Below are 24,762 nucleotides of genomic sequence, written 5' to 3'. Positions count from 1 at the left end.
AGAGAGCTGATGACGGAAAAAGAATTTGGTTTAAATGACGTTGTGGAAATGAAAAAACCTCATCCTTGCGGTACAAATGAATGGAAAATCATTCGAATGGGAATGGATATCCGTATTAAATGTGAAGGCTGCGGCCATAGCGTAATGATTCCAAGACGTGATTTTGCACGTAAAATGAAAAAAATTCTTGTAAAGCATGAGGAATAACCTCATGCATTTTCTATGTTTATGCCTTATACTGTAAGGTGGGACAAAATGAAGCACCTTAACCCCATGCGGTTAAAGGTTCTTTATCAAACTTGTATTTCAAAAGTTGACTCACTATAATTGTGACAGGTTAACTTGTTTCGGATATATAAAGAGGAGTGAATAAATATATGGCTTTAACAGCTGGAATTGTTGGTCTTCCTAACGTCGGAAAATCAACATTATTTAATGCAATTACACAAGCGGGCGCAGAATCTGCGAACTACCCTTTCTGTACGATTGATCCTAACGTAGGTATCGTAGAAGTACCTGATCATCGTCTTCAAAAACTTACAGAGCTTGTAAAACCTAAAAAAACAATCCCAACAGCATTTGAATTCACAGATATCGCTGGAATCGTAAAAGGTGCTAGTAAAGGTGAAGGATTGGGAAATAAATTCTTATCTCATATTCGAGAAGTAGATGCGATTTGTCACGTTGTGCGTTGTTTTGAAGATGAAAACATCACGCACGTTTCAGGAAAAGTAGATCCTATCTCAGATATTGAAACAATTAATTTAGAGTTGATTTTAGCAGATTTAGAAACGGTAGAGAAACGTATTGGCCGTGTTCAAAAAATGGCTAAACAAAAAGACAAAGAAGCAATGTATGAATACGAAATTCTAGAGAAACTAAAGAATGCATTTGAAAGTGATCAGCCAGCTCGTGCTGTATCATTTACAGAAGAACAAATGAAATTAGTAAAACAATTTCACTTGCTAACGATTAAGCCTATTCTTTATGTAGCAAACGTTGCTGAAGATGAAGTAGCCGATGCATCTGCTAACGAATATGTAGCAAAAGTGCGTGAGTATGCGGCAAGCGAAGGTGCAGAAGTAATTGTTGTTTGCGCACGCATTGAATCTGAAATTGCTGAACTTGAAGGAGAAGAAAAAGCAATGTTCCTTGAAGAACTAGGCATTGAACAGTCAGGTCTAGATCAGCTTGTACGTGCAGCGTACGATTTACTTGGATTAGCTACGTACTTTACAGCTGGTGAGCAAGAAGTACGCGCGTGGACGTTTACACAAGGTATGAAAGCTCCTGAGTGTGCAGGTATTATTCATACAGATTTTGAACGTGGATTTATTCGTGCAGAAACGGTGTCATACGAGGATTTATTAGCTGCTAAAACAATGGGAGCAGCTCGTGAAGCTGGAAAAGTACGTTTAGAAGGAAAAGAATACATCGTAAAAGACGGAGACGTTATGCATTTCCGCTTTAACGTATAAGATTAAAAGCCGAAAGGAGATATCTTCTTTCGGCTTTTATCGTTGGCGAAAATATTAGCGTATATTTACGAAACAGCCCGCAATGCATATTGCTTTGCCTAGGGTAGTGTGCTATAATTTTAATTCGTGAGTAATATTTTATTGCTCCTTGCCCGTTTCGGGCCGTTAGACCAAAAGGAGGTGACAGTGATGAGAAAGTATGAAGTAATGTACATCATCCGTCCAAGCATTGATGACGAAGCAAAGAAAGCATTAGTTGAGCGCTTCAACGGCGTATTAACTGATAATGGTGCTGAAATCGCAAATGTTAAAGAATGGGGTAAACGTCGTTTAGCATACGAAATCAATGATTTCCGTGACGGTTACTACATGATTCTTGACGTGGCGGCTACTTCAGAAGCAGTTTCTGAATTTGATCGTCTTGCGAAAATCAACGAAGACATTATCCGTCATATCGTTGTTAAACAAGAAGCATAATTAAACGTTTAAATAAATGGGTTTTATTTCCTTAAGGAGTGGTTCTGATGATGAATCGCGTAATTCTCGTAGGACGCTTAACCAAAGATCCTGAATTACGTTATACCCCGAGTGGAGCAGCGGTTGCAACATTCACTTTAGCGGTAAACCGCACATTTACAAATCAGCAAGGTGAACGTGAAGCTGACTTCATCAACTGTGTTGTATGGCGTCGTCAGGCTGAAAATGCAGCCAATTTCCTTAAAAAAGGAAGTTTAGCTGGTGTTGATGGTCGACTACAATCTCGCAGTTACGAAGGACAAGACGGTCGTCGTGTATACGTAACGGAAGTTGTAGCGGAAAGTGTGCAATTTTTAGAGCCGAAAAGTGGCGGTGGGGATACGCAACGCAGTAACTTTGCTAACACTGGAGGATCTGGACAAGGCTCTCCATTTGGAGATAATCAGAACCGTAACTCAGGTAATCAAGGTTATACTCGCGTTGATGATGATCCATTTGCAAATAATGGCGAGACAATTGACATTTCTGATGACGATTTACCGTTTTAATTCGCAGTAGATTATCCGGAGTATAAAATTTTATAGAAACTTTTAAGCGGAAGGAGGCGTATCAAAATGGCAGGTGGACGTAAAGGTGGACGCAACAGACGTCGTAAAGTTTGTTTCTTCACAGCAAACGGCATCACTCACATCGATTACAAAGATGTAGATATGCTTAAAAAATTCGTTTCAGAGCGTGGTAAAATTTTACCTCGTCGTGTAACTGGAACAAGCGCTAAATACCAACGTAAATTAACGATCGCTATCAAACGCGCTCGTCAAATGGCATTATTACCATATGTTTCTGGTGAATAATGAACGGTATAAAAAGAGGCAGTAAGGATTCCCTTACTGCCTCTTTTTACATTACATAGGTGCTCTTTTGTCAAATAGTTGCTTCTTATGAACTGAATCGATAAAATAAATAATAGTCTATATCAACGAGGTGAAGTTGTGAAAGGAATTCGATATATTACAGAAGGAGCAGCTCTTTTAGCGCTGTTTGTAGCGCTGTTGCTTTTTTCACTATACATACCTGTTGTGGGAACCATTTTTCAACTAGCGCTAGCTGTTCCATTTATTGTGTATACCGTTCGTCATGGGTGGAAAAAGGCAATATTATTTTTAGTAGTAGGGTTGTTATTGACTTTGTTATTTGGAAATGTATTGACTCTTCCTTTTACACTTGTATTTGGTATTGGTGGATTAGCAATAGGAATGCTTTACCGACAAAAACAAAAAAGGTATACCATTTTACTAGGCGGCACGGTTGCATTTAGTTTAGGTTTACTTTTATTGTTCGTAGGAGCAAATGTCATTTTTAATGTTAATTTAATGGAGCAAATAAATAATGCTTTAGATCAATCGATTAATCAAAGTATTGAAATGATGAAAAGTTTAGGACAAGACGTTAAGGAATCTCAAATTGACCAAATGAGAGATGCATTTGATATGTTTAAAAATCTGCTGCCTCTATTAATTGTTATGGGTGGAGTTATTCTAGCCTTTTTCTCTCAGCTTATTGCTACGCCTATTCTTAAAAGAACAGGTTATGAGGTGCAAGCATTCCCGCCTTTTCGTGAATTTAAACTTCCTAAAAGTATTCTATGGTATTATTTGATTGCATTAATCTTATCTTTCCCATCTTTTAATATTGAACAAGGTACATTTATGTACGTAGCTATTATCAACATCGTGATGGGACTGCAAATGCTAGTCGTGTTACAAGGGATCTCTTTTATTTTCTATTTCTCACATCAAAAAGGGTATGCCAAAGCAATTCCAATTGTTGTAACAATTTTAGCATTAATTATTCCAATTATCCTTCAAATTGTGCGCATCTTAGGTATAATTGATTTAGGATTTAATTTAAGAAAACAATTAGACACAAAAAAGTAGATATTGTGGAACTTAAAAAAGTAGGAGCTGAAATGGATGCCTGTCTTTACAAAAAAGAATGTCATTCGCTATCCATTTTACTCATTGTATAGTATAGCCCTGATTTTAGTAGGTATCGTGACCTATCATAATTGGATCATAGGAATGATAGGCTTTATATTACTATTAGCCTGTCTTTTTCTATACATGAGAATGGAGCGAATGCTGTCCGATGAGTTTGAAACCTATATTTCAATGCTGTCTCATCGGTTGAAAAAAGTAGGCGAAGAGGCATTAATGGAAATGCCGATTGGGATTATGCTATTTAATGATGAATATCAAATTGAATGGACCAATCCTTTTCTAGCATCTTGTCTGGGTGAAGACACACTAGTGGGAAGATCATTATACGATGTGGCAGAGAGTATTATTCCACTGATCAAACAAGAAGTGGAAACAGAAGTTGTCACGTTGCATGATCGGAAATTCAAAGTGGTGATTAAACGAGACGAGCGCTTACTGTACTTCTTTGATATTACAGAGCAAATAGAAATCGAAAAATTGTATGAGGAAGAACGAACAAGTTTAGGCATTATCTTTTTAGATAATTATGATGAACTAACGCAAGGAATGGATGATCAAGTTAAAAGTAACTTGAATAGCCAAGTAACTTCTATGTTAAATAGTTGGGCTCAAGAATACGGTATTTTTATTAAACGTACGTCTTCTGAGAAATTTATTGCGATTATGAATGAACAAATCTTAATTCATTTAGAGCGAAGCAAATTTTCTATCTTAGACCAAGTTCGAGAAGAGACGTCTAAACAAAATATACCGCTTACATTGAGCATTGGTATCGGAGCTGGTGCTGCTGATTTACCTGAGCTGGGTGCTTTAGCTCAATCTAGCTTGGATTTGGCCTTAGGCCGAGGTGGAGATCAAGTAGCGATTAAACAGCCGAATGGAAAAGTGAAATTCTTTGGCGGCAAGACTAATCCAATGGAAAAACGGACGCGCGTGCGTGCCAGAGTTATTTCTCACGCGTTAAAAGAGCTCATTACAGAGAGTGGAAAAGTGATTATCATGGGTCATAAGTATCCGGATATGGATGCTGTAGGAGCTGCTATTGGGATATTAAAAGTAGCGCAAGTAAATCAGAAAGACGGTTTTATCGTATTAGATCCTGATCATATTGATACAGGTGTTCAGCGAATGCTAGAAGAGATTAAAAAGAAAGAAGGCCTGTGGGAACGATTTATTACGCCTGAAGAAGCCTTAAATCTTGTGAGTGATGATACTCTTTTAGTAGTAGTAGATACGCATAAGCCGTCGCTCGTTATTGAAGAAAGGTTATTAAATCGTATTGAAAATGTCGTGGTCATTGATCATCATAGACGAGGAGAAGACTTTATCGAAGACCCTCTTCTTGTCTATATGGAGCCATATGCTTCCTCGACAGCAGAACTCGTTACTGAGCTTCTTGAATACCAGCCAAAACGATTTAAAATTGATATGCTAGAAGCAACAGCACTTTTAGCCGGTATTATTGTCGATACAAAAAGCTTTACATTACGCACGGGATCTCGTACGTTTGATGCAGCGTCCTTTTTACGTTCTCAAGGCGCAGATACGGTTCTTGTTCAAAAGTTTTTAAAAGAAGATATTACGCAATATGTACAGCGAGCACGCTTCATTGAACATGCAGAGATTTATACAGCGGGTATTGCCATTTCACGCGCTGAACCGAACAAAATGTATGATCAAGTGTTAATCGCGCAAGCTGCAGATACGCTGCTTTCAATCAGCGGAGTGGTTGCTTCGTTTGTTATTTCTAAGCGACGGGATAATCTAATTGGCATTAGTGCTAGATCGCTTGGAGATATCAATGTACAAGTTATTATGGAAAGTCTCCAAGGCGGAGGCCACTTAACGAATGCTGCTACTCAGCTTCAAGACATTAGTTTGGATGAAGCTGAAGAAAGGCTTAAACAAGCAATTGATGAGTACTTAGATGGAGGTAAAAAATCATGAAAGTAATTTTCTTAAAAGATGTAAAAGGAAAAGGCAAAAAAGGTGAAGTGAAAAATGTTTCAGATGGTTATGCACATAACTTCTTATTAAAAAATGGTTATGCTGTTGAAGCTACAGGCGGTAATGTGAAAGTATTAGAAGCACAAAAAAATAGAGAGCAAAAAGATGCAGCTGCAGAACTTCAAGCAAACAAAGAGTTAAAAGCAACTCTTGAAGAACTGACAGTTGAATTAACAGCAAAATCTGGTGAAGGTGGCCGTTTATTCGGTTCTATCACAAGCAAACAAATTGCTGAAGAATTAAAGAAAAAACACAAAATTAAAGTAGATAAGCGTAAAATTGAATTAAATGATGCCATTCGCGCATTAGGCTACACAAATGTACCGGTTAAATTACATCCGGAAGTAACGGCTACTGTAAAGGTACACGTGACTGAACAAAAATAAACGTACGATTGAGAAATAAGTAAATAATATAAAGGGTTGGCGCGGACTTGTATTTGTTCGCGCCAACATTTATGATGAAAGAAAATACTGAAAGAATATAAGAGGGGCATAGAAATATGAGTGATCTTTTTGCTGATCGTCTTCCGCCTCAGAATATTGAAGCAGAGCAAGCGCTATTAGGGGCCATTTTCTTAGAGCCTTCTTCTTTAACCTTAGCATCTGAACTGCTGATACCTGAAGATTTTTATCGGGCATCGCACCAGAAAATCTTTACATGTATGCTGAAACTTTCTGACCAAGGTGAACCGGTTGATTTGGTAACGGTAACGTCTGAATTAGCTGACCAAAAAATCCTAGAAGAAGTTGGCGGCGTATCGTATTTAAGTGATTTAGCTAACTCTGTTCCAACGGCTGCAAACGTAGAATATTACGGTAAAATTGTAGAAGAGAAGTCGATTTTACGCCGTCTAATTCGTACTGCAACGCATATTGCTTCAGAAGGATATGCAAGGGAAGACGAAGTGGAAGTTTTATTAAATGAAGCGGAAAAAAACATTTTAGAAGTAGCACAGCGTAAAAACAGCGGTGTGTTTCAAAATATCAAAGATGTACTTGTACAAACGTACGATGATATCGAAGTTCTTCACAATCGAAAAGGTGACATTACAGGTATCCCAACTGGGTTTAGTGATTTAGATAGAATGACAGCAGGGTTCCAGCGAAATGATTTAATCATTGTAGCGGCGCGTCCATCGGTAGGTAAAACGGCTTTTGCCTTAAATATTGCGCAAAACGTTGCAACGAAAACGGATGAGAACGTAGCAATCTTCAGTTTAGAGATGGGTGCTCAGCAGCTTGTTATGAGGATGCTGTGTGCCGAAGGAAATATTGATGCACAAAGGCTGCGTACAGGCTCGCTTACAGCCGATGACTGGGGAAAGCTCACGATGGCAATGGGATCTTTGTCCAATGCAGGGATTTATATTGATGATACACCGGGTATTCGAGTAGGTGAAATTCGTTCTAAGTGTCGTCGCTTGAAACAAGAAGGCGGACTTGGGATGATTTTAATTGACTACTTACAGCTTATTCAAGGTAATGGACGAAGCGGAGAAAACCGACAGCAGGAAGTATCTGAAATTTCGCGTGCGTTAAAAGCTTTAGCCCGTGAATTAGAAGTTCCTGTTATCGCCTTATCACAGCTTTCCCGTGGCGTAGAGCAGAGACAAGATAAGCGACCGATGATGTCTGATATCCGTGAATCCGGAAGTATTGAGCAGGATGCCGATATCGTAGCTTTCTTATATCGTGAAGACTATTATGAAAAAGACACAGAAAATCAAAATATTATCGAGATTATTATAGCCAAGCAGCGTAACGGTCCAGTTGGAACCGTACAGCTTGCCTTTGTAAAAGAATACAATAAATTCGTTAATCTCGAGCGGCGCTTTGATGACGCAGGAGTGCCGCCTGGTGCATAAAACCTCTCAATATGAGAGGTTTTATTTTATTGTTATCGCATTCGTTCCGCAAAATACGATATATTTGTAATAACTTTTGTTAAATCGTTCGGATTTAATTGACTTTAGTGTGATAAATTGATACACTTATCCATGGTTAAATTATGTCGTAGTGAGCTGTTGCTTACTAAGCGGAGGTGCTTAAGATATGTCTTCAGTCGTTGTAGTAGGAACACAATGGGGAGATGAAGGAAAAGGGAAGATTACAGACTTCCTATCAGAAAATGCAGAAGTGATTGCACGTTACCAAGGTGGGAACAATGCAGGTCACACAATTAAGTTTAATGGTGAAACTTATAAGTTACATTTAATTCCTTCAGGTATTTTTTATAATGACAAAACGTGTGTAATTGGAAACGGTATGGTTGTTGATCCAAAAGCACTTGTTCAAGAATTAAAATACTTACATGATCGCGGTGTAACAACAGAAAACTTACGTATTAGTAACCGAGCTCATGTGATTCTTCCATATCATTTAAAATTAGATGAAGTTGAAGAAGAACGTAAAGGTGAAAATAAGATTGGTACAACGAAAAAAGGTATTGGACCAGCTTATATGGATAAAGCAGCACGTGTTGGTATTCGAATTGCCGATTTACTAGACCGTGAAGTATTTGAAGCAAAATTAACACAAAACTTAGCTGAAAAGAATCGCCTTCTTGAAAAAATGTATGAAGTAGAAGGCTTTACATTAGAAGAAATTTTAGATGAGTACTATGAGTATGGTCAACAAGTTGCAAAATATGTTGTTGATACATCAGTAGTATTAAATGATGCGTTAGACGAAGGACGTCGTGTACTATTTGAAGGCGCACAAGGTGTTATGTTAGATATCGACCAAGGAACATATCCATTTGTTACATCTTCAAACCCAGTAGCGGGTGGAGTAACAATTGGTTCTGGTGTAGGTCCATCTAAAATCAAACACGTTGTAGGTGTATCAAAAGCGTATACAACTCGTGTTGGTGACGGTCCTTTCCCAACTGAATTAACAAACGAAATCGGTGATCAAATCCGTGAAGTAGGACGTGAATATGGTACAACGACTGGTCGTCCTCGCCGTGTAGGTTGGTTTGACAGTGTAGTTGTACGTCATGCTCGCCGCGTTAGCGGAATCACAGACTTATCTTTAAACTCAATTGATGTATTAACGGGAATTGAGACATTAAAGATTTGTGTAGCTTACCGTTATAAAGGGGAAGTTATGGAAGAATTCCCTGCTAGCTTAAAAACACTTGCAGAATGCGAACCTGTATATGAAGAGCTTCCAGGTTGGACAGAAGATATTACGGGTGTGAAAACATTAGATGAGTTACCTGATAACGCTCGCCACTACTTAGAGCGCGTGTCTCAATTAACAGGTATTCCTTTATCTATTTTCTCTGTAGGTCCAGATCGTACACAAACAAATGTATTACGTGGTGTATATAGCTAAATAAAAAGAGTTAGCTCTTCGTGAGCTAACCTTTTTTATTTATAATTGGTGCTTTTTTAACAAGATTTTTAAAAAAGCTCAATAATAAAAAGAAAGTTTTAAAAAAACTATTGCATTCATATGAAATATCATGTTATTATAATAAGCGTCGCTAAGAGATATAACATGAGCCATTAGCTCAGTTGGTAGAGCATCTGACTTTTAATCAGAGGGTCGAAGGTTCGAGTCCTTCATGGCTCACTTTTGTTACAACGTGGCCCGTTGGTCAAGCGGTTAAGACACCGCCCTTTCACGGCGGTAACACGGGTTCGAATCCCGTACGGGTCATTTTTAATATTTTTAATACATAGCATATAGACTGAGGTCCCGTGGTGTAGCGGTTAACATGCCTGCCTGTCACGCAGGAGATCGCGGGTTCGATTCCCGTCGGGACCGCCATTTTGGCTCGGTAGCTCAGTTGGTAGAGCAAAGGACTGAAAATCCTTGTGTCGGCGGTTCGATTCCGTCCCGAGCCATCAAAAAGCATGACTTTATTTAAAGTCATGCTTTTTTCTTTTATTTACATTTAAAAGAAAACGTTATTTGCTTTGCATTTCTTTTATGGTAATATATTACTTTTGTATTTAGAGATGGTTGAAAATCATATATCTTCATGTATAGTAGAGGATGAACTTGTGACGTTTCAAGGGTTATCAAGTATAATAAAACTACGGTATTCAAACAGTATGAATACTATCTTTTATATTTTGCTTCAACTAATAAAGGAGAACGATGATCATGGATAAACGTATTTTAGTCGTAGATGACGAAAAGCCGATTGCAGATATTTTAAAGTTTAATTTGCAAAAAGAAGGTTACGAAGTATTTTGTGCTTATGATGGCGTAGAAGCACTTGAAAAAGTGGAAGAAGTACAGCCTGAAATGATTTTATTAGATATTATGCTTCCTCAGAAAGATGGAATGGAAGTTTGCCGAGAAGTGCGCAAAAAATATGATATGCCTATTATCATGTTAACAGCAAAAGACTCTGAAATTGACAAGGTTTTAGGTCTAGAATTAGGTGCAGATGATTATGTAACTAAGCCGTTCAGTACGCGTGAATTATTAGCACGTGTAAAAGCTAATTTACGTAGACATCAGCAGGTAGCTGTTCCAACAGAAGAAAGTGAAACGAATGAAATTACGATTGGAGCACTTGTTATTCATCCAGATGCTTATATTGTGTCTAAGCGCGGAGAAACGATTGAACTGACTCATCGTGAATTTGAGCTGCTGCATTATTTAGCGAAGCACATTGGACAAGTCATGACGCGTGAACACTTGCTTCAAACTGTATGGGGTTATGACTATTTTGGTGATGTGCGTACGGTAGATGTAACAGTTCGAAGATTACGTGAAAAAATTGAAGATAATCCAAGCCATCCAATGTGGATTGTAACAAGACGTGGAGTAGGCTATTATTTACGCAGCCCAGAGCAGGAGTAATTTTAGATGAAGAAAGTAAGGCTCCTGCAATCTATTCATTTAAAGTTTGTATTGATTTATGTGCTGCTTATTTTAATTGCGATGCAAATTATTGGGGTCTATTTTGCTCGACAATTAGAAAAAGAATTAGTTAACAACTTTCGAACGTCTCTTCAAGAGCGGACAGACTTGCTGACGTATAACATTGGACAAGAAATGGTGAAAAATCGTGATGATGATTCACCCACTCTTGAGGAAGACTTAAAGACTATTTTACGAGATTTTGCTTCAAGACCCAATTTAGCTTCAAATGATATGAATGACATCTCTGAAGTAAGAGTCATTGACCAAAATAGAAGAATCATTGCTACATCGAACTCAAATCCTCAACAGATTATAGGTAAAAAGACTAATGATTTAGCGATTACAAATGCGTTGTTAGCAGGAACGAACTCTGATAATGTATTTGTTGATCAAAGCGGACAGCGAATCAGAGTTATGATACAGCCTATTCGTTTACAGGATAAAGTAGGTGCCAGTCAATCAAATTCAACTAATAAAAATGGAAAAGTTCAGTCTAGCGAAGAAATCTTAGGCGCTATTTACTTAACAGCTTCCATGGAGCCTGTTTACGATCAAATGAGTAATATCAATCAGATCTTTAAAGCAGGTACGGTGATCGCTCTTTTTATTACAGCTATTTTAGGCGTGTTTTTAGCTCAGACGATTACTCGTCCAATGTCTGAAATGAGAAAACAAGCACTTGAGATGGCCAAAGGGAATTTTACGAGAAAAGCTAAGGTATACGGATATGATGAAATTGGTCAGCTAGCTCTCACATTCAACAACTTAACAAGAAAGCTTCAGGAAGCACAGGCAACGACAGAAGGGGAGCGCCGTAAGCTTAGTTCGGTATTAGCTCATATGACGGACGGCGTTATTGCGACGGATCGAAAAGGAAGAGTAATTTTAATTAATGATCCAGCCGCAGCTATGCTAAATGTTTCACGTGAAACGGTTTTGTCTGACCCAGTTGTTTCCCTATTAGATCTTGAAGAAACGCATACGTTTGAAAGCTTGCTCGCTAATCAAGAGTCATTAATTTTGGACTTTAGTACAAAATCGGATCCTTTTATTTTAAGAGCTACCATTTCTGCTATTCAAAAAGAGACCGGTTTTATTAACGGGATTATCATTGTCCTGCATGATATTACAGAGCAGGAGAAAATTGATCAAGATCGCCGAGAATTTGTAGCGAATGTTTCACATGAATTGCGTACGCCGTTAACAACGATGCGCAGTTATTTAGATGCGCTTGCAGACGGTGCTTGGCAAGATAAGGACTTAGCTCCAACATTTTTAAATGTAACGCAAACGGAGACAGAGCGAATGATTCGTCTCGTTAACGACTTGCTTCAATTATCTAAGCTAGATAGTCAAGACTACCGATTTAGTCGTGACCCAATCAATTTTGTAAAGTTCTATCATTACATCATTGATCGCTTTGAAATGACGATTGAACAAGGTATTTCGTTCGTGCGCGACTTGCCAAATGAAGCAATCTATGTCGCTATCGATCAAGATAAAATTACACAAGTATTAGATAACATTATTTCCAATGCAATAAAATATTCACCTGAAGGCGGAACCATTACATTTTCAATTGCTCAGCATACGCATGAAATTGTTGTGAGCATTAAAGACCAAGGTATGGGAATTCCAAAATCAAATTTAGCTAAAATTTTCGAACGCTTCTATCGTGTAGATAAAGCACGAACGCGTAAATTAGGCGGAACAGGATTAGGGCTTGCTATTGCCAAGGAAATTATTGAAGCACATGATGGACGCATTTGGGCAGATAGTCAGGAAGGAAAAGGAACAACGATTTACTTTACTCTTCCGATTGAAAGTGAGAATGATGACGAATGGGAATGAGATATGAACATATCAAAACGGCCATCTTAGTTGTTCTCGTCGCTTCCAGTTTAATTATGACGTATCATATATGGACGTATCAGCCTTCTTATAAGGTCATTTCAAAAAATCAACATTTGCAAGAAGTTGAAGTGAGTTCAAAAAGTAAAATAGAAGATCATATTCTTCCAACAGAAGTTCTCTATCATCGAAACGATAATCACTACATGTCTCACGATGAAGATGATGTAAACAAATGGGTAAATGAAATGAAAAAGTGGAAATTTTCGAATGTGACGGACGTTTCGGATGCTATTTCTCCTGATGGATTTTTAAATTATGTCCATGGAAGTAATTCTATTGAAGTGCTGTATCCAGACGCGCTACCTTTGAAAACATTTCAACAGCTTTTTTCATTTTCTCAAACGTCTTTGCCTAATCAAACATTTGACCGTGTACTCATTAAAATTAAGCGTACACCTTCCTTTTTCGTGAGCGTGTATCTTGTGAATTATGAGCAAAAAAAGATTTATTCGGTTACAGTCAAGAATTTGGCCAAAGATGATATCAAAGAATTAGAAGATAAAATGAAGCGTACGTATGCCCCGAGCCTTGTATATAAAGAAAACAAAAATCGGTATATCTTCCTTCCGGAAAATAATATTACGATGAATAGTGAAGTCTACTATACGAGCATGAGGCATTTAGATATTGAAAAATATAAAGAAGCGCTTTTTAACAACCCAGACTATGCACGGAAAGAAACGTCTACAAACCGAGATGTCTACACTGAAGGTACAAAAGTGATCAATGTCAATACGAAGACAGATGTGATGGAATATGTGAATCTTGTAAATTCCACGACCGAGGTAATGGAAGATTATAATTTAATAAATCGCAGCTTTAGCTTCGTTAATGACCACGGCGGCTGGACAGAATCTAATTACAGGTTCAACAGCTGGAATCGCATTACAAAAGAAATTAGCTATCGTTATTATAAAGATAACTATCCAGTGTACAGCAATCAGGGAATGACTGAAATATATCAAAGATGGGGAAATGCGGAGATTTTAAATTACCGTCGTCCTCTTTATCGTTTTGTAAGAGTACAGGACTCGAGTGTAGAAAAGCTGCAGTCATCTCAAAAGGTGATTCAATTAATTGAAAAACATCAAAACTTTGACCCGAATCTGTTAAAAGATATTTCAATAGGCTATCAGCTAGAAGAAGTGTCACAGCAGCCGAAAACCGGCGAAAAGACGGTTGAGTTTAATTCTAATTCTGTCAAACTCGTTCCTTCTTGGTTCTATTATTATAATAGCAAATGGTATCGAATTGCACCGCCGACCGAAGGAGGCGATAACGATGGATTGGAATAGAACAAAAACCATCTTTATTTTCACTTTCTTGATTCTTAATATTTACTTAGGCTATCAGATTTTTAAAACTCATCAAGAAGATCAGTACTCTCTATTTGTAGAGTCGAGCGTGGAAGAACAATTGACGAGTGAAGGCATTGAATATAAACATTTACCTGTAGATGTGAAGGAAGCTTCGTCGTTAAATGCTAAAAGTAAGCTGTTTAAAGATGAAGATTTAAAAAAGCTGAAAGAGCAAAAAGCAGCGCTGCTTGAGGAAAAAACAATTCGAAGCGTACTAGACAAACCTTTTTCAGTATCTGAAAAAAGTCCCGAAGCAAAGCTAAGTCAATTTCTAAAACGGTATGTTATCTCAGGTAAGGATTATGAGCTATGGAATGTTAACAAAGAGAAAAAAACAGTTACATTCTTTCAACAATATAAGAAGCATAAAATCTTTGATAATGAAAATGGCATGATCATTGCTCATTTAAATGATAAAGGTGAAATTATTTCGTATGAACAAACAATGCTAGGTTCTGTGAAAACGTTAGATGATGAGCAGGATGTTTTAACGCCTTTAAAAGCATTAGAAAATTTGTTTTTGAAGGGTGAATTGAAAAAGAAAGATTCTGTAACAAACGTAGAGTTTGGGTACTATACGTTTGATCTGCCGCTACTAAATTCTCAAGTTTTAGCACCAACTTGGCACATTGTTGTAAATGGAGATACGAGTTATTTTGTAAATGCCTTTGAAGGGCAGATTATTAAAAAAGGAAATAAATAAGTATTTGGAGTGAGATAAATGAGCCTGCATTTCAGCGTGCTAGCGAGTGGGAGCACAGGAAATGCGATTTTAGTAAGTGATGGAGAACATTCCTTACTAGTTGATGCGGGGCTGAGCGGAAAACAAATGGAAGCTCTCTTTCAACAAGTAAATCGCAATATCCCGGATTTATCAGGAATTTTAGTGACTCACGAACATAGTGACCATATTAAAGGACTAGGTGTTCTGGCACGTAAATATAAGCTCCCTATTTTCGCAAATGAAAAAACGTGGAACGCAATGGACGGCTTGATCGGCAACATTGATACGGAACAGAAGTTTCACTTTGAAATTGGCCAAACGAAATCGTTTGGTCAATTGGAAGTGGAGTCTTTTGGCGTTTCGCATGATGCCGCAGAGCCTATGTTTTATGTCTTTCATCAAGGGTCTAAAAAATTGACCCTTATTACGGATACCGGCTATGTAAGTGACCGCATGAAAGGTACGATTAAAAATAGTGATATGTACGTATTTGAAAGCAATCATGATGTTGAAATGCTGAGAATGGGGCGCTACCCTTGGAGCATTAAAAGACGAATTTTAAGCGACGTAGGACATGTATCAAATGAAGACGCGGCGCTTGCAATGGCAGATGTAATTGGAGATCAAACCAAACGCATTTACTTGGCGCATTTGAGTCAAGACAATAACATGAAGGAAATTGCCCGCATGTCGGTTGCACAAGTGTTACAACAAAAAGACATCAATGTAGAGGACAATATTCTCCTATGTGATACTGATCCAAAAAGACCAACTGATATTGTTTATGTATAGTCTCTAGAAAGGAAGCGAAAAATAACTTCATTTAGTACGTGAATGCAGACATTCACGATGATAAATGAAGGGTTCGGTGATAGTGTGGAACATTATGATGAAGGCCAAGAGCCGAATAGTCGGCCGCCTAAACGCCGCAGAGGATATTTCGCTTCTGCTCTGATTGGAGCTATTATAGGTGCACTTATTGTACTGCTTCTTATGCCAGCCTTGGTGAGGAACGGGATTTTGCCATACGGATGGATGAATGATGAAAACGGAGATGAACAAACAGGGTCTACGATACAAAAGTCAGTATCTCTTGACGTCACTACGGCCGTCACAAAAGCTGTTTCCGAAGCCAATGCAGCAGTTGTAGGAGTTGTAAACATTCAGAACTCTGAAAGCTTTTGGAATGATGAACGAACTGATGCCGGGACAGGCTCAGGTGTTATTTACAAAAAGCAAGGCAATAAAGCTTATATTGTGACAAACTATCATGTCATTAAAGGCGCTAACGAAATTGAAGTGAGCTTCAGTAACGGTACAAGGGTATCAGCTAAAATTCTTGGCAGCGATGATTTAATGGACTTAGCAGTTCTTGAAATTGATGCAGGTCACGTGACAAAAGTGGCTACCTTCGGAAATTCTGATAAGCTTAAAGCTGGTGAACCAGTGATTGCTATCGGAAACCCGCTAGGCCTTCAATTTTCTGGATCCGTTACACAAGGAGTTGTCTCAGGAGTTAACCGTGTCATTCCTCAAGATTTGAATGGCGATGGAAATCCTGATTGGCAATCAGAAGTCATTCAAACAGATGCCGCAATTAACCCTGGCAATAGCGGGGGTGCTCTTGTTAATATTGATGGTGAATTAATAGGCATTAATTCCATGAAAATTGCCCAAGAAGCAGTTGAAGGCATTGGTCTTGCAATACCAATTAACATGGCTAGGCCCATTATTAATGACTTAGAACGATATGGTGAAGTTAGACGTCCGTATCTTGGAGTTAGTACACTATCATTAAGTGAGGTATCAGGGTATCATTTAAAAGAAACCCTTAAGTTACCGCATGATGTAGTAAACGGAGTCGCTGTTCTAAAAGTCGAGCCAGGTTCGCCAGCCGCTAAAGCTGGGTTGAAGGAATATGATGTGATTGTTGAGCTAGATCACAGCAAAGTAAGGGATATTGCGACACTTCGCAAACACCTCTACATTGAAAAAGAAATTGGCGATAAAATGAATGTAACGTTCTATCGTGATGGCAAAAAGAAATCCACAGAAGTAAAATTAACTCGTCAAATGAAGTAAAAGAAAAGTTATCCACAGGGGATAAACTCCTGTGGTTTTTTAATGAAAAGAATAGAGAAAGGAAGATAAATACATGAAGATATATTGCTGTTTAGAACACACGGAACTAGCGCTGGATGTAATGGTAGATGAGATTGAGCTAGCACCGGTTTTTGAAAAAATAGAAAATTCAACTGACAAAAAAAGCTGCGAATATTGTGACAATGAAGCTATATATGTAGTAGGGAACTAATATTCTTATACAAAATGTGGATATAGCATGTGGATATGTGGATAATATCTGTGGATAAGGGATAAAGGAGAGGAGAATAGCCTGTGAATATCTCTATTATAACCATTGGGAAGTTAAAAGAAAAATACTTAAAACAAGGCATTGAAGAATATTTAAAGCGTTTATCAAGCTATGCAAAAGTAGAAATTATTGAGCTTGCAGATGAAAAAGCGCCCGAAAACTTAAGTGAATCTGAAATGGAACAGGTGAAACAAAAAGAAGGAGAGCGCATCTTAGCGAAAATCTCAGATGATACTCACGTGATCGCATTAGCTATCAACGGAAAACAAAAATCTTCCGAGGAACTGGCAAAAGAAATCGATTCATTAGCTACTTACGGAAAAAGTAAAGTAGCGTTTGTCATTGGTGGATCGCTTGGCTTAAGCAGCGAAGTAATGAAACGTTCAAACGCAGCTCTTTCTTTTTCAAAAATGACCTTTCCTCATCAGCTTATGCGCCTAGTATTAGTAGAACAAATTTACCGAGCTTTTCGTATTATTCGAAATGAACCTTATCATAAATAGAACGTGTGGATATTTTTTCATCAAAAGCTGAGGCAGAAGGAAATGTAAAACCTTCTGCCTCAGCTTTTATCATATGTGGATAAATAGCAAACGTCTATAAAATAGAACAATTGAGTTTAAGCAAACGAGCTCTTATTTAAGAAACAGAAAAACCTTCGTCTTCTTTCACTCCAGCTCTGTCTTTAAACTCATCAAGCAATGCACGCACTTCATCAGTCGTTTCCGTGCTCATGAGCAGATTTCTTAATTCACTTGCACCGCGGAATCCGCGAACGTAAATTTTGAAAAAGCGTCGAAGCGGTTTAAAAGGGCGCGGCTCTAGCTCTTCAGAATACTTGTCATGAAGGTCTAACTGCAGGCGAAGAAGTTCTAAGAGCTCTTCGCTTGTGTGCTCTTTCTTTTCTTTTTCAAACGCAAACGGATTATGGAAAATTCCGCGTCCAATCATAATTCCATCAACGCCGTACTTCTCCGCAAGTTCAAGACCTTTCTGGCGGTCAGGAATATCACCGTTAATTGTTAGTAGCGTATGAGGCGCAATTTCGTCACGAAGCTTCTTAATCTCCGGAATTAACTCCCAGTGCGCGTCAACATCGCTCATTTCTTTTTTCGTACGAAGGTGAATAGAAAGGTTCACGATATCCTGTTCTAGAATGTGCTTCAGCCATTCGTACCACTCATCAACTTGCGTATAGCCAAGACGAGTCTTTACGCTTACTGGAAGCCCTCCAGCTTTGGCTGCCTGGATAATCTCAGCCGCAGTATCTGGACGTCGAATCAGACCAGAACCTTTTCCGTTTCCTGCAACGTTCTGCACAGGACAACCCATATTAATATCAATGCCGCGAAAGCCCATTTCGGCCATGCCGATACTCATTTGACGGAAGTATTCAGGCTTGTCTCCCCAAATGTGCGCAACGATTGGCTGTTCATCATCTGTAAACGTCAAACGTCCTTTTACGCTATCTTTTCCTTTCGGATGGCAGTAGCTTTCCGTATTCGTAAACTCTGTAAAAAATACGTCAGGTCGTGCTGCTTCAGTCACAACATGGCGAAAAACGACATCCGTCACAGCTTCCATCGGTGCCAAAATAAAAAACGGACGCGGCAACTCATGCCAAAAATTATCTTTCATCTTATATCTAAACCCTTTCTTTTAGGGAAAACATCTTCCCAAAATTAAAAAGTGTAATTTCTTTTATAAGGTTGAATGCTAGTATAAACTTCAACCAATATATACTTTAATGGTATGGAACGAAAAGTGCAAGGGAACAAGACATTTTGTTTAGCTGGAAATACTTATTGAAACGAATTCTATATCTAGCATTAGTGGGGCATAAGGGAGCCTGAAGGGATATACCGGATACTTACCAATAAATATGCTAACGCGTTTGGGGCTAGGCACTTTCTTTAAGGATATTATAAAGTATTCACCATAATTGTGGTTGCGATAAGCGGTTTTATAAATAACTTCTACTATATAAAAACCACGTCTGTCACTCACAACAGACGTGGTTTCATTACGTATTAATGCTTTTTGTAAGGAGCGCCGTCCTTAGAAGGGAGTCCAGAAATGTATCCGACACCACCTGTTTCTTGAATGCCAATGCTTTCTTTCATCGCGTTAGCTAACTCTCCTTTATCAACAGCGGTAATATTTTTGTCGCTGATGTCCTCGCCCGGGTGCTGATAGTTGCTTAGTACGTAGCGAGAGTTTTTAATGTTTTCTACTGCACGAAGTCCCGTTGCTTCTGCTCCCACTGGAACCGAAAGGATGCGTGATAGTTTTTTGGTTTTTACATTATAGGCCCATACAAAGTTGTTTGTGTGCAGTGAGCTGTCTTCTCCGATAAACAGTGTATTTAAGTCATTTGAATACGTAAGGTTATCAGGGTTGGCAATTTTATTTGGATCCGCTGTATTGCCGTATGCATCTGCTTTTTCTAGGTCTTGTCCAATCAATAGCCCTTCCATACTTGCAGGAACGTAGCGGCTGTTAATCTTGCCTTTTGCTTGGTCTTTTTGATGCGAGCCTAAGTTCAGCTGGTAGGTCACACCAGACTCTAATTTTGGAAGCTGGATATCATCTTGTACAGCACCAGGCTCTTTTAGCATGGCACTATTTTGGTAAGAAATAGCCATATACGCTTTTTTGTCTTTTTTATTAACCGTTAGTCCTTCCATCTTGTTGAATTCAGACGTGGCACCTAGAATCGCACCGTATCTGCGTGATTCTAAAAAGGCAGCTGCTTTTTCCATGCCAGGCTTTACTTTTAAATATTCAACTTTTTTACTTGCGGCGGTTTTGACTGCTTTAAATCCTTTTGTAGGCTGGTCGGCTGTTTCAAAAATATCACTGAATTTTGTGCCTTTGTCGATTATTGTTTTCACTTCATTGTCTGTTGCATGGCCAAGCTTAATCCACTGAAGGTCGCCTTTCCCTCCATTTTTTGTGCTCGTTTGTTTAAACTTTGCGGCATAAAGAGTTCCTGCTGAGAAGTCTTTTTCCTTATCTGCTACATACATAAACATCATGGTATTAGACCCATCGTCTCCAAAAAGAGCGGTTTTATTATCTGGAAGTACCTGCATCATTTCATGTGAAAAACGGCCTGTGCTGTAATGTTTTACGACAGACGCATCGCCGCTTTCATCCACTGAAATTTCTGGAATCCAGCCGTAGTAGTAAGGGTTTGCTTTTGACGTGTCACCGAAATAAAGCTTAGCGAAGTTCGTAACGTCTTTATAAGAGCTAGATGCAGGGTCTTCAAAAGCGCGTGCATCAGGCTCGTATTCTTCTGAACCGAGGTGAGTACCCCAATCCGTTGTAGAGCCATTACACGGCGTCCACAAACCATTTACATTAGAAAAATCAATTTTTTTAGCATGGTTGACGGTTAGTTTTCCTGTTTTATCATCTCGGTCAACTTGTGTAAGCGTCATGGAAGCAGGAAGACCGGAAATCTCTTTTCCAGCATTATTAACAGATTCGTATTCATAATGTGAAATAATATAAGACTTACCGTTAATGGTAATAAAGCTGTTTGAATCCGGCGCGTCTGATACATACGGTGATGGCTGATCAGGAATGCTTCGGTCAATAATTGGATCCCCGTTTGCATCGATTGGTGTACCTGCGGCGATTAATTCTCCTTTATTATCGACAATTTTATCTTTTGAAAGAAAGAGTTGGTTATAGTTAAGCGGCGTTTCTTCCACACTTCCATCTTTATACGTTACTTTTACAGAGGCCTCTGTATACGTTTTAATCATATTCTCAATCGTAGTAGGTGCTTTCATTGGCTGAAACTCGACGCTTTTGATTTGTTTTGGATGTTGAACTGGATGATGCTCTGCTGCAAAAGCAGAAGCGGCGCTAGAAGCTAAGAGAGTGAGAGATAGTCCAAGAGATACTCGTTTTTTCATGGTTGATAACCTCCAAATCGTATTCATACATTTATTAAATCATTTGATTGTTGAGGAAATATGAAGAGAAGCATTGGATTTGTTGAGCTGTTGTTAAGAACGTTGAACATTTAGATGACAAGTTTAACTAGAAGTTATTCAGCTATCTTTCAGAATTTGTTCAGATAGCATTCAGCTGGGCTTCATAGTGAATTCATGTTCCGCTCTTAAAATAAACACATAGCTAAAGAGGACAAGAAGCGCTTTGGCTCGTACAGCAAAAGTGAAAGGTATTTTAGCAGAAAAAAACGTTACTCCAATGGCGCTATTTTGATAAATGACCGCTGCTAAAACCTTTAGCTTGTGCTGTAAATACATTGGAAATTACGCGGAGGTATAATCATGATTGGAAAAGTATTAGCAGGAAAAGCAGTAGTAGCAAAAGCCGTGGGAGGTGCCACAATTGGAACAGCTATCGCTCTTGGTTCAATGACAAGTGCATTTGCTTCAGACGGCCAGCACATTACTTCAATAAAAGCGTCAGCTCATACCGAAGCGGCCACATATACACAAGCTCAAGCAAAAACAATTGCCTTAAAGAACTGCGGAGGAACGGTTCAATCGGTTTCTTTTGAAAATAACGCCTATACGTTTTTAATTCACGGAAAAGATAATCAAGACCATCATGTGAAAGTAAATGCACACAGCGGAAAAGTGGTAAAGGTTGAAAAACTATCTTTTTCTCAAAGTGAGGCACAAGCAGTAGCGGTGAAAAACTGTGGAGGAACGGTTAAGTCGGTAGGCTTCAACGATGGAGTGTATACGTTCTTAATTCATGGAAACGATAGCCGTGACCACCACGTAAGAGTCAATGCACAAAGTGGAAAAGTGATTCAAATTCAAAGCGCTGCATTTACAAAAGCACAGGTTCAATCAATTGCATTAAAAAATTGCAGTGGAACGATTCAATCGAGTTCATATGTAAATGATGTATACACATTTTTAATTCACGGAAAAGATAACAAAGATCACCATGTGAAAATAAACGCTGAAACAGGAAAAGTAATCAAAGTCGAAGCGGTAAAGTTTACGCAAGAACAAGCTAAACAAGCTGCTCTTCAACAGCACAAAGGAACGGTTCAATCTGTTTCATTCAGTGAACAAGCGTACACGTTTGTCATTAAAGGAACAGACAACGTACAACATACTGTAAAAATCAGTTCTCAAACAGGAAAAGTGTGCTGATTTGATAAAAAAGACGATTGCTTCACGGCAATCGTCTTTTTTACGTCAAGGGCAATAGGATTTCAAAAGCAGTTCCTGCATTCAATTTGCTCTCTACACGTATTTTCCCCCCGTGCAGCTCTATAATAGATGCGCTAATGGCCAAGCCTAAGCCCGCTCCTCCATATGCCCGAGAGCGTGAAGCATCAGCTTTGTAAAATCGCTCAAATAAATGAGGAAGGTGTTCTTGAGGAATACCATGACCGTTATCTTGTATTATTAACGAAAGTTCTTTCTCATTTATTTTTCCTATCACTTGAATAACTCCTGTAGTTGGATTTGTATGCTGTACGGCGTTGGAAAATAAGTTTAAAACAACTTGTTTAAATTGATCTTTGTTAATGTCTGATGGTAAACGGCTTGGAAAGTCGAATAAAACCTTTCTGTTCCCCGCCAATAGTATGAGTTGAGGTTTCATATCTAAAATCAACTCATCTACAAAACAGTATTCTTTTTGAAACGGTGGAAGTTGATCAAGCTGAGCAAGAAGCAGAAGATCCTGAATAAGTTTGTGCAGCCTTTTGGACTCTCCATACATGCTTTTTAATGCGTCGTTTAATTGTTCTGGATTACTGCTAGCCCCTCTTAATAAAACTTCTAAAAAGCCGTGAATAGATGTAAGCGGCGTTCGCAGTTCATGCGAAGCATCCGCAACAAAACGCCGCATTTGTTCTTTGGCCTCTGTTTCTGCTTTAAATGCTTTTTCAAGACGTTCAAGCATTTCATTAATAGAAAGAGAAAGGCGATCCATTTCGATTTGTCCTTGATTAACAGGCAAGCGGTCATGTAAGCTTCCGGCATTAATATGCTCTACTTTTTTAGTAGTAGTAAACAAAGGGACTAACGTCTGTTTTAAAACAGAAGAAAAAACAAAAAAAGCAATGGTCATTGCGGTAAGTGAAAGCATTAAAAAGATGAGCATTTGTCTGATTAAGAGGTCTCTTAATGATTCTGTGGGAGTATTAATTTGAATAACTCCCTGTATTTCTCCATCAAAGATAATGGGTTTTAAAACAATGACTTGCTCTTGATGACCATCCATTTTTTTTATGAGGCTCGTCGTGTTGTCCGGCTGGTTGCTGTTTTTCATTACTTGTTTGTATGCAGATGCAGAAAGCTTAGGGAAGTAAGAATGATGTGGATCCTTAGCCAGCCGTAAAAAGGTGCTTTTTTGATTGATAAAGGTAATATTAACGCCCGGGAAATAAACCATTGGTCTTGATGATTGTTTTACGTTCTGGCTTGTTTCAATATCGTGCTTCCAGACATCATCGGGAATCAAGTGAATTTGGTCTTCGATGCTTCTAATTTTATTTGTATAAATAAATTGCTTCATAAATACGTATTGAAAAACGCCTATCAGCATCAGTAAACTCAAAATAACGAGTAAACTTCTAGATAAAAGCTGAAGGCGAAGAGAGTTCAAATGAAAGAAACGTTTGTGCTTCATGAAATATCAATCCGGTACCCTACACCGCGAAGCGTTCGAATAACGGTTCGGCTATGGTCCTGTAATTTTTCTCTCAGTGATCGAATGTATACTTCAACAATGTTTTCTTCTCCTCCAAAATCATATCCCCACACTCGATCTAAAATGGTGGATTTACTTAGTACGAGACCGTGATTAATAACTAAGAATTTTAAGAGTGCATATTCAGTAGGGGATAAATCAAGTATGTGATTAAGGTATTTAATTTCTTTGCGGCGGTCATCAATTTTAAATGGACCGATGGATACTTCGTCTAATAAGTTGGGAAATTGATTGCGGATTCTAGCTTGAATGCGCGCAAGAAGTTCTTCAAAACTGAAGGGTTTGACCATATAATCATCTGCTCCAATAGTCAGCCCCTTTACTCGATCGTCCACTTGATCTTTTGCTGTTAGCATGATGACAGCTATATTCCCCATTTTCTTTAACAAGCGGCATACTTCAAATCCATCCATTCCCGGAAGCATAACATCTACAATAGCGATATGAGGCTTGAATTCTTTGGCTATATTAATGCCTTCCATTCCGTCTTGGGCAGCTTTGATATCAAATCCTTCATTCGTTAACCCTAAAGATAAAAACTGTAAAATAGTTGGTTCGTCATCTATAAGTAAGACTTTAATTCCTTTTAGTTGATCCATCATGGTGAAAACTCCTTTGCTCCTCTACTTTCTATTATGCTTTTTTATCTGAAACAGCCCTGAATAATAGCTGAAAGCAAGCTGAAAAATAGTAGCTATTCTTATATCTTCAGCTAACTTTAAGCTTCTATTCGTCTTATTCTCAGAAATCTTTTGCATAATGAACGGCGTACTAGATAAAACGCCATAGACGGAAAGTCTAATGGTGAAAGAGGAGGA

At 38.4% G+C, this 24,762-nt stretch carries 23 protein-coding genes and 4 tRNA genes; 23 read left to right on the top strand and 4 right to left on the bottom strand.

Going from position 1 to position 24,762, the window contains the following annotated elements; all coding sequences use genetic code 11:
- The first annotated feature begins 9 nt into the window (after window positions 1–9).
- From CEQ83_RS25690 to rlmH, 22 genes are all read left to right on the top strand, one after another.
- Window positions 10–207 carry a DUF951 domain-containing protein gene (locus CEQ83_RS25690; RefSeq protein WP_013059917.1) on the top strand — a complete coding sequence of 66 codons (198 nt, stop codon included), beginning with the start codon at window positions 10–12 and terminating at the stop codon, window positions 205–207.
- A 170-nt stretch (window positions 208–377) separates the two neighbouring features.
- Window positions 378–1,478, top strand: a complete 1,101-nt coding sequence (ychF, locus tag CEQ83_RS25685; protein WP_028411917.1) for a redox-regulated ATPase YchF — start codon at window positions 378–380, stop codon at window positions 1,476–1,478.
- A gap of 189 nt (window positions 1,479–1,667) precedes the next feature.
- Window positions 1,668–1,955, top strand: coding sequence for a 30S ribosomal protein S6 (gene rpsF, locus CEQ83_RS25680; protein ID WP_013059915.1), 288 nt, complete (start codon window positions 1,668–1,670; stop codon window positions 1,953–1,955).
- Window positions 1,956–2,002: 47 nt separating this feature from the next.
- The gene (ssb, locus tag CEQ83_RS25675) at window positions 2,003–2,503 is read left to right on the top strand and encodes a single-stranded DNA-binding protein (protein ID WP_013059914.1); all 501 of its coding nucleotides are present in this window, start codon (window positions 2,003–2,005) and stop codon (window positions 2,501–2,503) included.
- A gap of 66 nt (window positions 2,504–2,569) precedes the next feature.
- Window positions 2,570–2,809 carry a 30S ribosomal protein S18 gene (gene rpsR, locus CEQ83_RS25670; protein WP_013059913.1) on the top strand — a complete coding sequence of 80 codons (240 nt, stop codon included), beginning with the start codon at window positions 2,570–2,572 and terminating at the stop codon, window positions 2,807–2,809.
- A 138-nt stretch (window positions 2,810–2,947) separates the two neighbouring features.
- Window positions 2,948–3,892 (top strand): YybS family protein, encoded by a 945-nt coding sequence (locus tag CEQ83_RS25665; RefSeq protein ID WP_033580875.1) that lies wholly within the window; start codon window positions 2,948–2,950, stop codon window positions 3,890–3,892.
- Between the two features lie 36 nt (window positions 3,893–3,928).
- Window positions 3,929–5,902 (top strand): DHH family phosphoesterase, encoded by a 1,974-nt coding sequence (locus tag CEQ83_RS25660; protein WP_025752414.1) that lies wholly within the window; start codon window positions 3,929–3,931, stop codon window positions 5,900–5,902.
- Complete coding sequence (gene rplI / locus CEQ83_RS25655; RefSeq protein WP_013059910.1) at window positions 5,899–6,348, top strand: 50S ribosomal protein L9; 450 nt, start codon at window positions 5,899–5,901, stop codon at window positions 6,346–6,348. Before CEQ83_RS25660 ends, rplI begins: the two co-directional genes overlap by 4 nt.
- 116 nt (window positions 6,349–6,464) lie before the next feature.
- The gene (dnaB, locus tag CEQ83_RS25650) at window positions 6,465–7,829 is read left to right on the top strand and encodes a replicative DNA helicase (protein ID WP_013059909.1); all 1,365 of its coding nucleotides are present in this window, start codon (window positions 6,465–6,467) and stop codon (window positions 7,827–7,829) included.
- A gap of 187 nt (window positions 7,830–8,016) precedes the next feature.
- The gene (locus CEQ83_RS25645) at window positions 8,017–9,303 is read left to right on the top strand and encodes an adenylosuccinate synthase (protein ID WP_013085553.1); all 1,287 of its coding nucleotides are present in this window, start codon (window positions 8,017–8,019) and stop codon (window positions 9,301–9,303) included.
- 167 nt (window positions 9,304–9,470) lie between these two features.
- Window positions 9,471–9,543: transfer RNA gene (locus CEQ83_RS25640), tRNA-Lys, on the top strand.
- A 15-nt stretch (window positions 9,544–9,558) separates the two neighbouring features.
- Window positions 9,559–9,630, top strand: a tRNA-Glu gene (locus tag CEQ83_RS25635).
- A 35-nt stretch (window positions 9,631–9,665) separates the two neighbouring features.
- Window positions 9,666–9,741: transfer RNA gene (locus CEQ83_RS25630), tRNA-Asp, on the top strand.
- A 4-nt stretch (window positions 9,742–9,745) separates the two neighbouring features.
- A tRNA-Phe gene (locus tag CEQ83_RS25625) sits at window positions 9,746–9,818 on the top strand.
- Between the two features lie 262 nt (window positions 9,819–10,080).
- Window positions 10,081–10,788, top strand: coding sequence for a response regulator YycF (gene yycF, locus CEQ83_RS25620; RefSeq protein WP_013085552.1), 708 nt, complete (start codon window positions 10,081–10,083; stop codon window positions 10,786–10,788).
- Between the two features lie 6 nt (window positions 10,789–10,794).
- The gene (walK, locus tag CEQ83_RS25615; RefSeq protein WP_014457685.1) at window positions 10,795–12,702 is read left to right on the top strand and encodes a cell wall metabolism sensor histidine kinase WalK; all 1,908 of its coding nucleotides are present in this window, start codon (window positions 10,795–10,797) and stop codon (window positions 12,700–12,702) included.
- Window positions 12,699–14,060: a YycH family regulatory protein gene (locus tag CEQ83_RS25610; RefSeq protein ID WP_224357631.1), complete on the top strand. Its 1,362-nt coding sequence runs from the start codon at window positions 12,699–12,701 to the stop codon at window positions 14,058–14,060. Before walK ends, CEQ83_RS25610 begins: the two co-directional genes overlap by 4 nt.
- Window positions 14,047–14,826 carry a two-component system regulatory protein YycI gene (locus CEQ83_RS25605; protein ID WP_028411921.1) on the top strand — a complete coding sequence of 260 codons (780 nt, stop codon included), beginning with the start codon at window positions 14,047–14,049 and terminating at the stop codon, window positions 14,824–14,826. Before CEQ83_RS25610 ends, CEQ83_RS25605 begins: the two co-directional genes overlap by 14 nt.
- Window positions 14,827–14,844: 18 nt before the next feature.
- Window positions 14,845–15,639 (top strand): MBL fold metallo-hydrolase, encoded by a 795-nt coding sequence (locus CEQ83_RS25600; RefSeq protein WP_014457688.1) that lies wholly within the window; start codon window positions 14,845–14,847, stop codon window positions 15,637–15,639.
- Between the two features lie 57 nt (window positions 15,640–15,696).
- Complete coding sequence (locus CEQ83_RS25595; RefSeq protein WP_033580481.1) at window positions 15,697–16,929, top strand: S1C family serine protease; 1,233 nt, start codon at window positions 15,697–15,699, stop codon at window positions 16,927–16,929.
- Window positions 16,930–17,002: 73 nt separating this feature from the next.
- A complete protein-coding gene (locus CEQ83_RS25590) occupies window positions 17,003–17,161 on the top strand; it encodes a CxxH/CxxC protein (protein ID WP_016765983.1) in 159 nt (52 codons plus the stop codon).
- Window positions 17,162–17,244: 83 nt separating this feature from the next.
- A complete protein-coding gene (rlmH, locus tag CEQ83_RS25585; protein ID WP_028411923.1) occupies window positions 17,245–17,724 on the top strand; it encodes a 23S rRNA (pseudouridine(1915)-N(3))-methyltransferase RlmH in 480 nt (159 codons plus the stop codon).
- A 136-nt stretch (window positions 17,725–17,860) separates the two neighbouring features.
- On the opposite strand, the gene CEQ83_RS25580 is transcribed toward rlmH, so the two are convergent.
- Both CEQ83_RS25580 and CEQ83_RS25575 read right to left on the bottom strand, forming a co-directional pair.
- Window positions 17,861–18,859, bottom strand: a complete 999-nt coding sequence (locus CEQ83_RS25580) for a tRNA dihydrouridine synthase (protein ID WP_028411924.1) — start codon at window positions 18,857–18,859, stop codon at window positions 17,861–17,863.
- 392 nt (window positions 18,860–19,251) lie between these two features.
- Window positions 19,252–21,150, bottom strand: a complete 1,899-nt coding sequence (locus CEQ83_RS25575; RefSeq protein WP_155017561.1) for a PhoX family protein — start codon at window positions 21,148–21,150, stop codon at window positions 19,252–19,254.
- A gap of 381 nt (window positions 21,151–21,531) precedes the next feature.
- On the opposite strand from CEQ83_RS25575, the gene CEQ83_RS25570 reads away from it, so the two are divergent.
- On the top strand, window positions 21,532–22,374 hold the full coding sequence (locus CEQ83_RS25570) for a PepSY domain-containing protein (protein ID WP_028411926.1): 843 nt from the start codon (window positions 21,532–21,534) through the stop codon (window positions 22,372–22,374).
- Window positions 22,375–22,414: 40 nt separating this feature from the next.
- Here CEQ83_RS25570 and CEQ83_RS25565 read toward each other — a convergent pair whose 3' ends face one another.
- Both CEQ83_RS25565 and CEQ83_RS25560 read right to left on the bottom strand, forming a co-directional pair.
- A complete protein-coding gene (locus CEQ83_RS25565; protein ID WP_028411927.1) occupies window positions 22,415–23,863 on the bottom strand; it encodes a sensor histidine kinase in 1,449 nt (482 codons plus the stop codon).
- Window positions 23,860–24,543, bottom strand: coding sequence for a response regulator transcription factor (locus CEQ83_RS25560; protein WP_028409748.1), 684 nt, complete (start codon window positions 24,541–24,543; stop codon window positions 23,860–23,862). Before CEQ83_RS25560 ends, CEQ83_RS25565 begins: the two co-directional genes overlap by 4 nt.
- Window positions 24,544–24,762 lie beyond the last annotated feature (219 nt).

It is taken from the genome of Priestia megaterium, from assembly GCF_009497655.1.
In the GTDB taxonomy this organism is placed as follows: domain Bacteria; phylum Bacillota; class Bacilli; order Bacillales; family Bacillaceae_H; genus Priestia; species Priestia zanthoxyli.
This window is presented reverse-complemented; position numbering and strand designations above follow the sequence as displayed.

Excerpts from the sequence above, each read along its gene's own strand:
- CEQ83_RS25575 (WP_155017561.1), bottom strand. The coding sequence starts at position 21,150 with ATGAAAAAACGAGTATCTCTTGGACTATCTCTCACTCTCTTAGCTTCT.
- yycF (WP_013085552.1), top strand. The coding sequence starts at position 10,081 with ATGGATAAACGTATTTTAGTCGTAGATGACGAAAAGCCGATTGCAGAT.
- CEQ83_RS25580 (WP_028411924.1), bottom strand. The coding sequence starts at position 18,859 with ATGAAAGATAATTTTTGGCATGAGTTGCCGCGTCCGTTTTTTATTTTG.
- rplI (WP_013059910.1), top strand. The coding sequence starts at position 5,899 with ATGAAAGTAATTTTCTTAAAAGATGTAAAAGGAAAAGGCAAAAAAGGT.
- CEQ83_RS25690 (WP_013059917.1), top strand. The coding sequence starts at position 10 with ATGACGGAAAAAGAATTTGGTTTAAATGACGTTGTGGAAATGAAAAAA.
- dnaB (WP_013059909.1), top strand. The coding sequence starts at position 6,465 with ATGAGTGATCTTTTTGCTGATCGTCTTCCGCCTCAGAATATTGAAGCA.
- CEQ83_RS25610 (WP_224357631.1), top strand. The coding sequence starts at position 12,699 with ATGAGATATGAACATATCAAAACGGCCATCTTAGTTGTTCTCGTCGCT.
- CEQ83_RS25590 (WP_016765983.1), top strand. The coding sequence starts at position 17,003 with ATGAAGATATATTGCTGTTTAGAACACACGGAACTAGCGCTGGATGTA.
- ssb (WP_013059914.1), top strand. The coding sequence starts at position 2,003 with ATGATGAATCGCGTAATTCTCGTAGGACGCTTAACCAAAGATCCTGAA.
- CEQ83_RS25595 (WP_033580481.1), top strand. The coding sequence starts at position 15,697 with ATGATAAATGAAGGGTTCGGTGATAGTGTGGAACATTATGATGAAGGC.
- CEQ83_RS25600 (WP_014457688.1), top strand. The coding sequence starts at position 14,845 with ATGAGCCTGCATTTCAGCGTGCTAGCGAGTGGGAGCACAGGAAATGCG.
- CEQ83_RS25565 (WP_028411927.1), bottom strand. The coding sequence starts at position 23,863 with ATGAAGCACAAACGTTTCTTTCATTTGAACTCTCTTCGCCTTCAGCTT.
- CEQ83_RS25660 (WP_025752414.1), top strand. The coding sequence starts at position 3,929 with ATGCCTGTCTTTACAAAAAAGAATGTCATTCGCTATCCATTTTACTCA.
- CEQ83_RS25570 (WP_028411926.1), top strand. The coding sequence starts at position 21,532 with ATGATTGGAAAAGTATTAGCAGGAAAAGCAGTAGTAGCAAAAGCCGTG.
- rpsF (WP_013059915.1), top strand. The coding sequence starts at position 1,668 with ATGAGAAAGTATGAAGTAATGTACATCATCCGTCCAAGCATTGATGAC.
- CEQ83_RS25560 (WP_028409748.1), bottom strand. The coding sequence starts at position 24,543 with ATGGATCAACTAAAAGGAATTAAAGTCTTACTTATAGATGACGAACCA.
- walK (WP_014457685.1), top strand. The coding sequence starts at position 10,795 with ATGAAGAAAGTAAGGCTCCTGCAATCTATTCATTTAAAGTTTGTATTG.
- ychF (WP_028411917.1), top strand. The coding sequence starts at position 378 with ATGGCTTTAACAGCTGGAATTGTTGGTCTTCCTAACGTCGGAAAATCA.
- rpsR (WP_013059913.1), top strand. The coding sequence starts at position 2,570 with ATGGCAGGTGGACGTAAAGGTGGACGCAACAGACGTCGTAAAGTTTGT.
- CEQ83_RS25645 (WP_013085553.1), top strand. The coding sequence starts at position 8,017 with ATGTCTTCAGTCGTTGTAGTAGGAACACAATGGGGAGATGAAGGAAAA.
- CEQ83_RS25605 (WP_028411921.1), top strand. The coding sequence starts at position 14,047 with ATGGATTGGAATAGAACAAAAACCATCTTTATTTTCACTTTCTTGATT.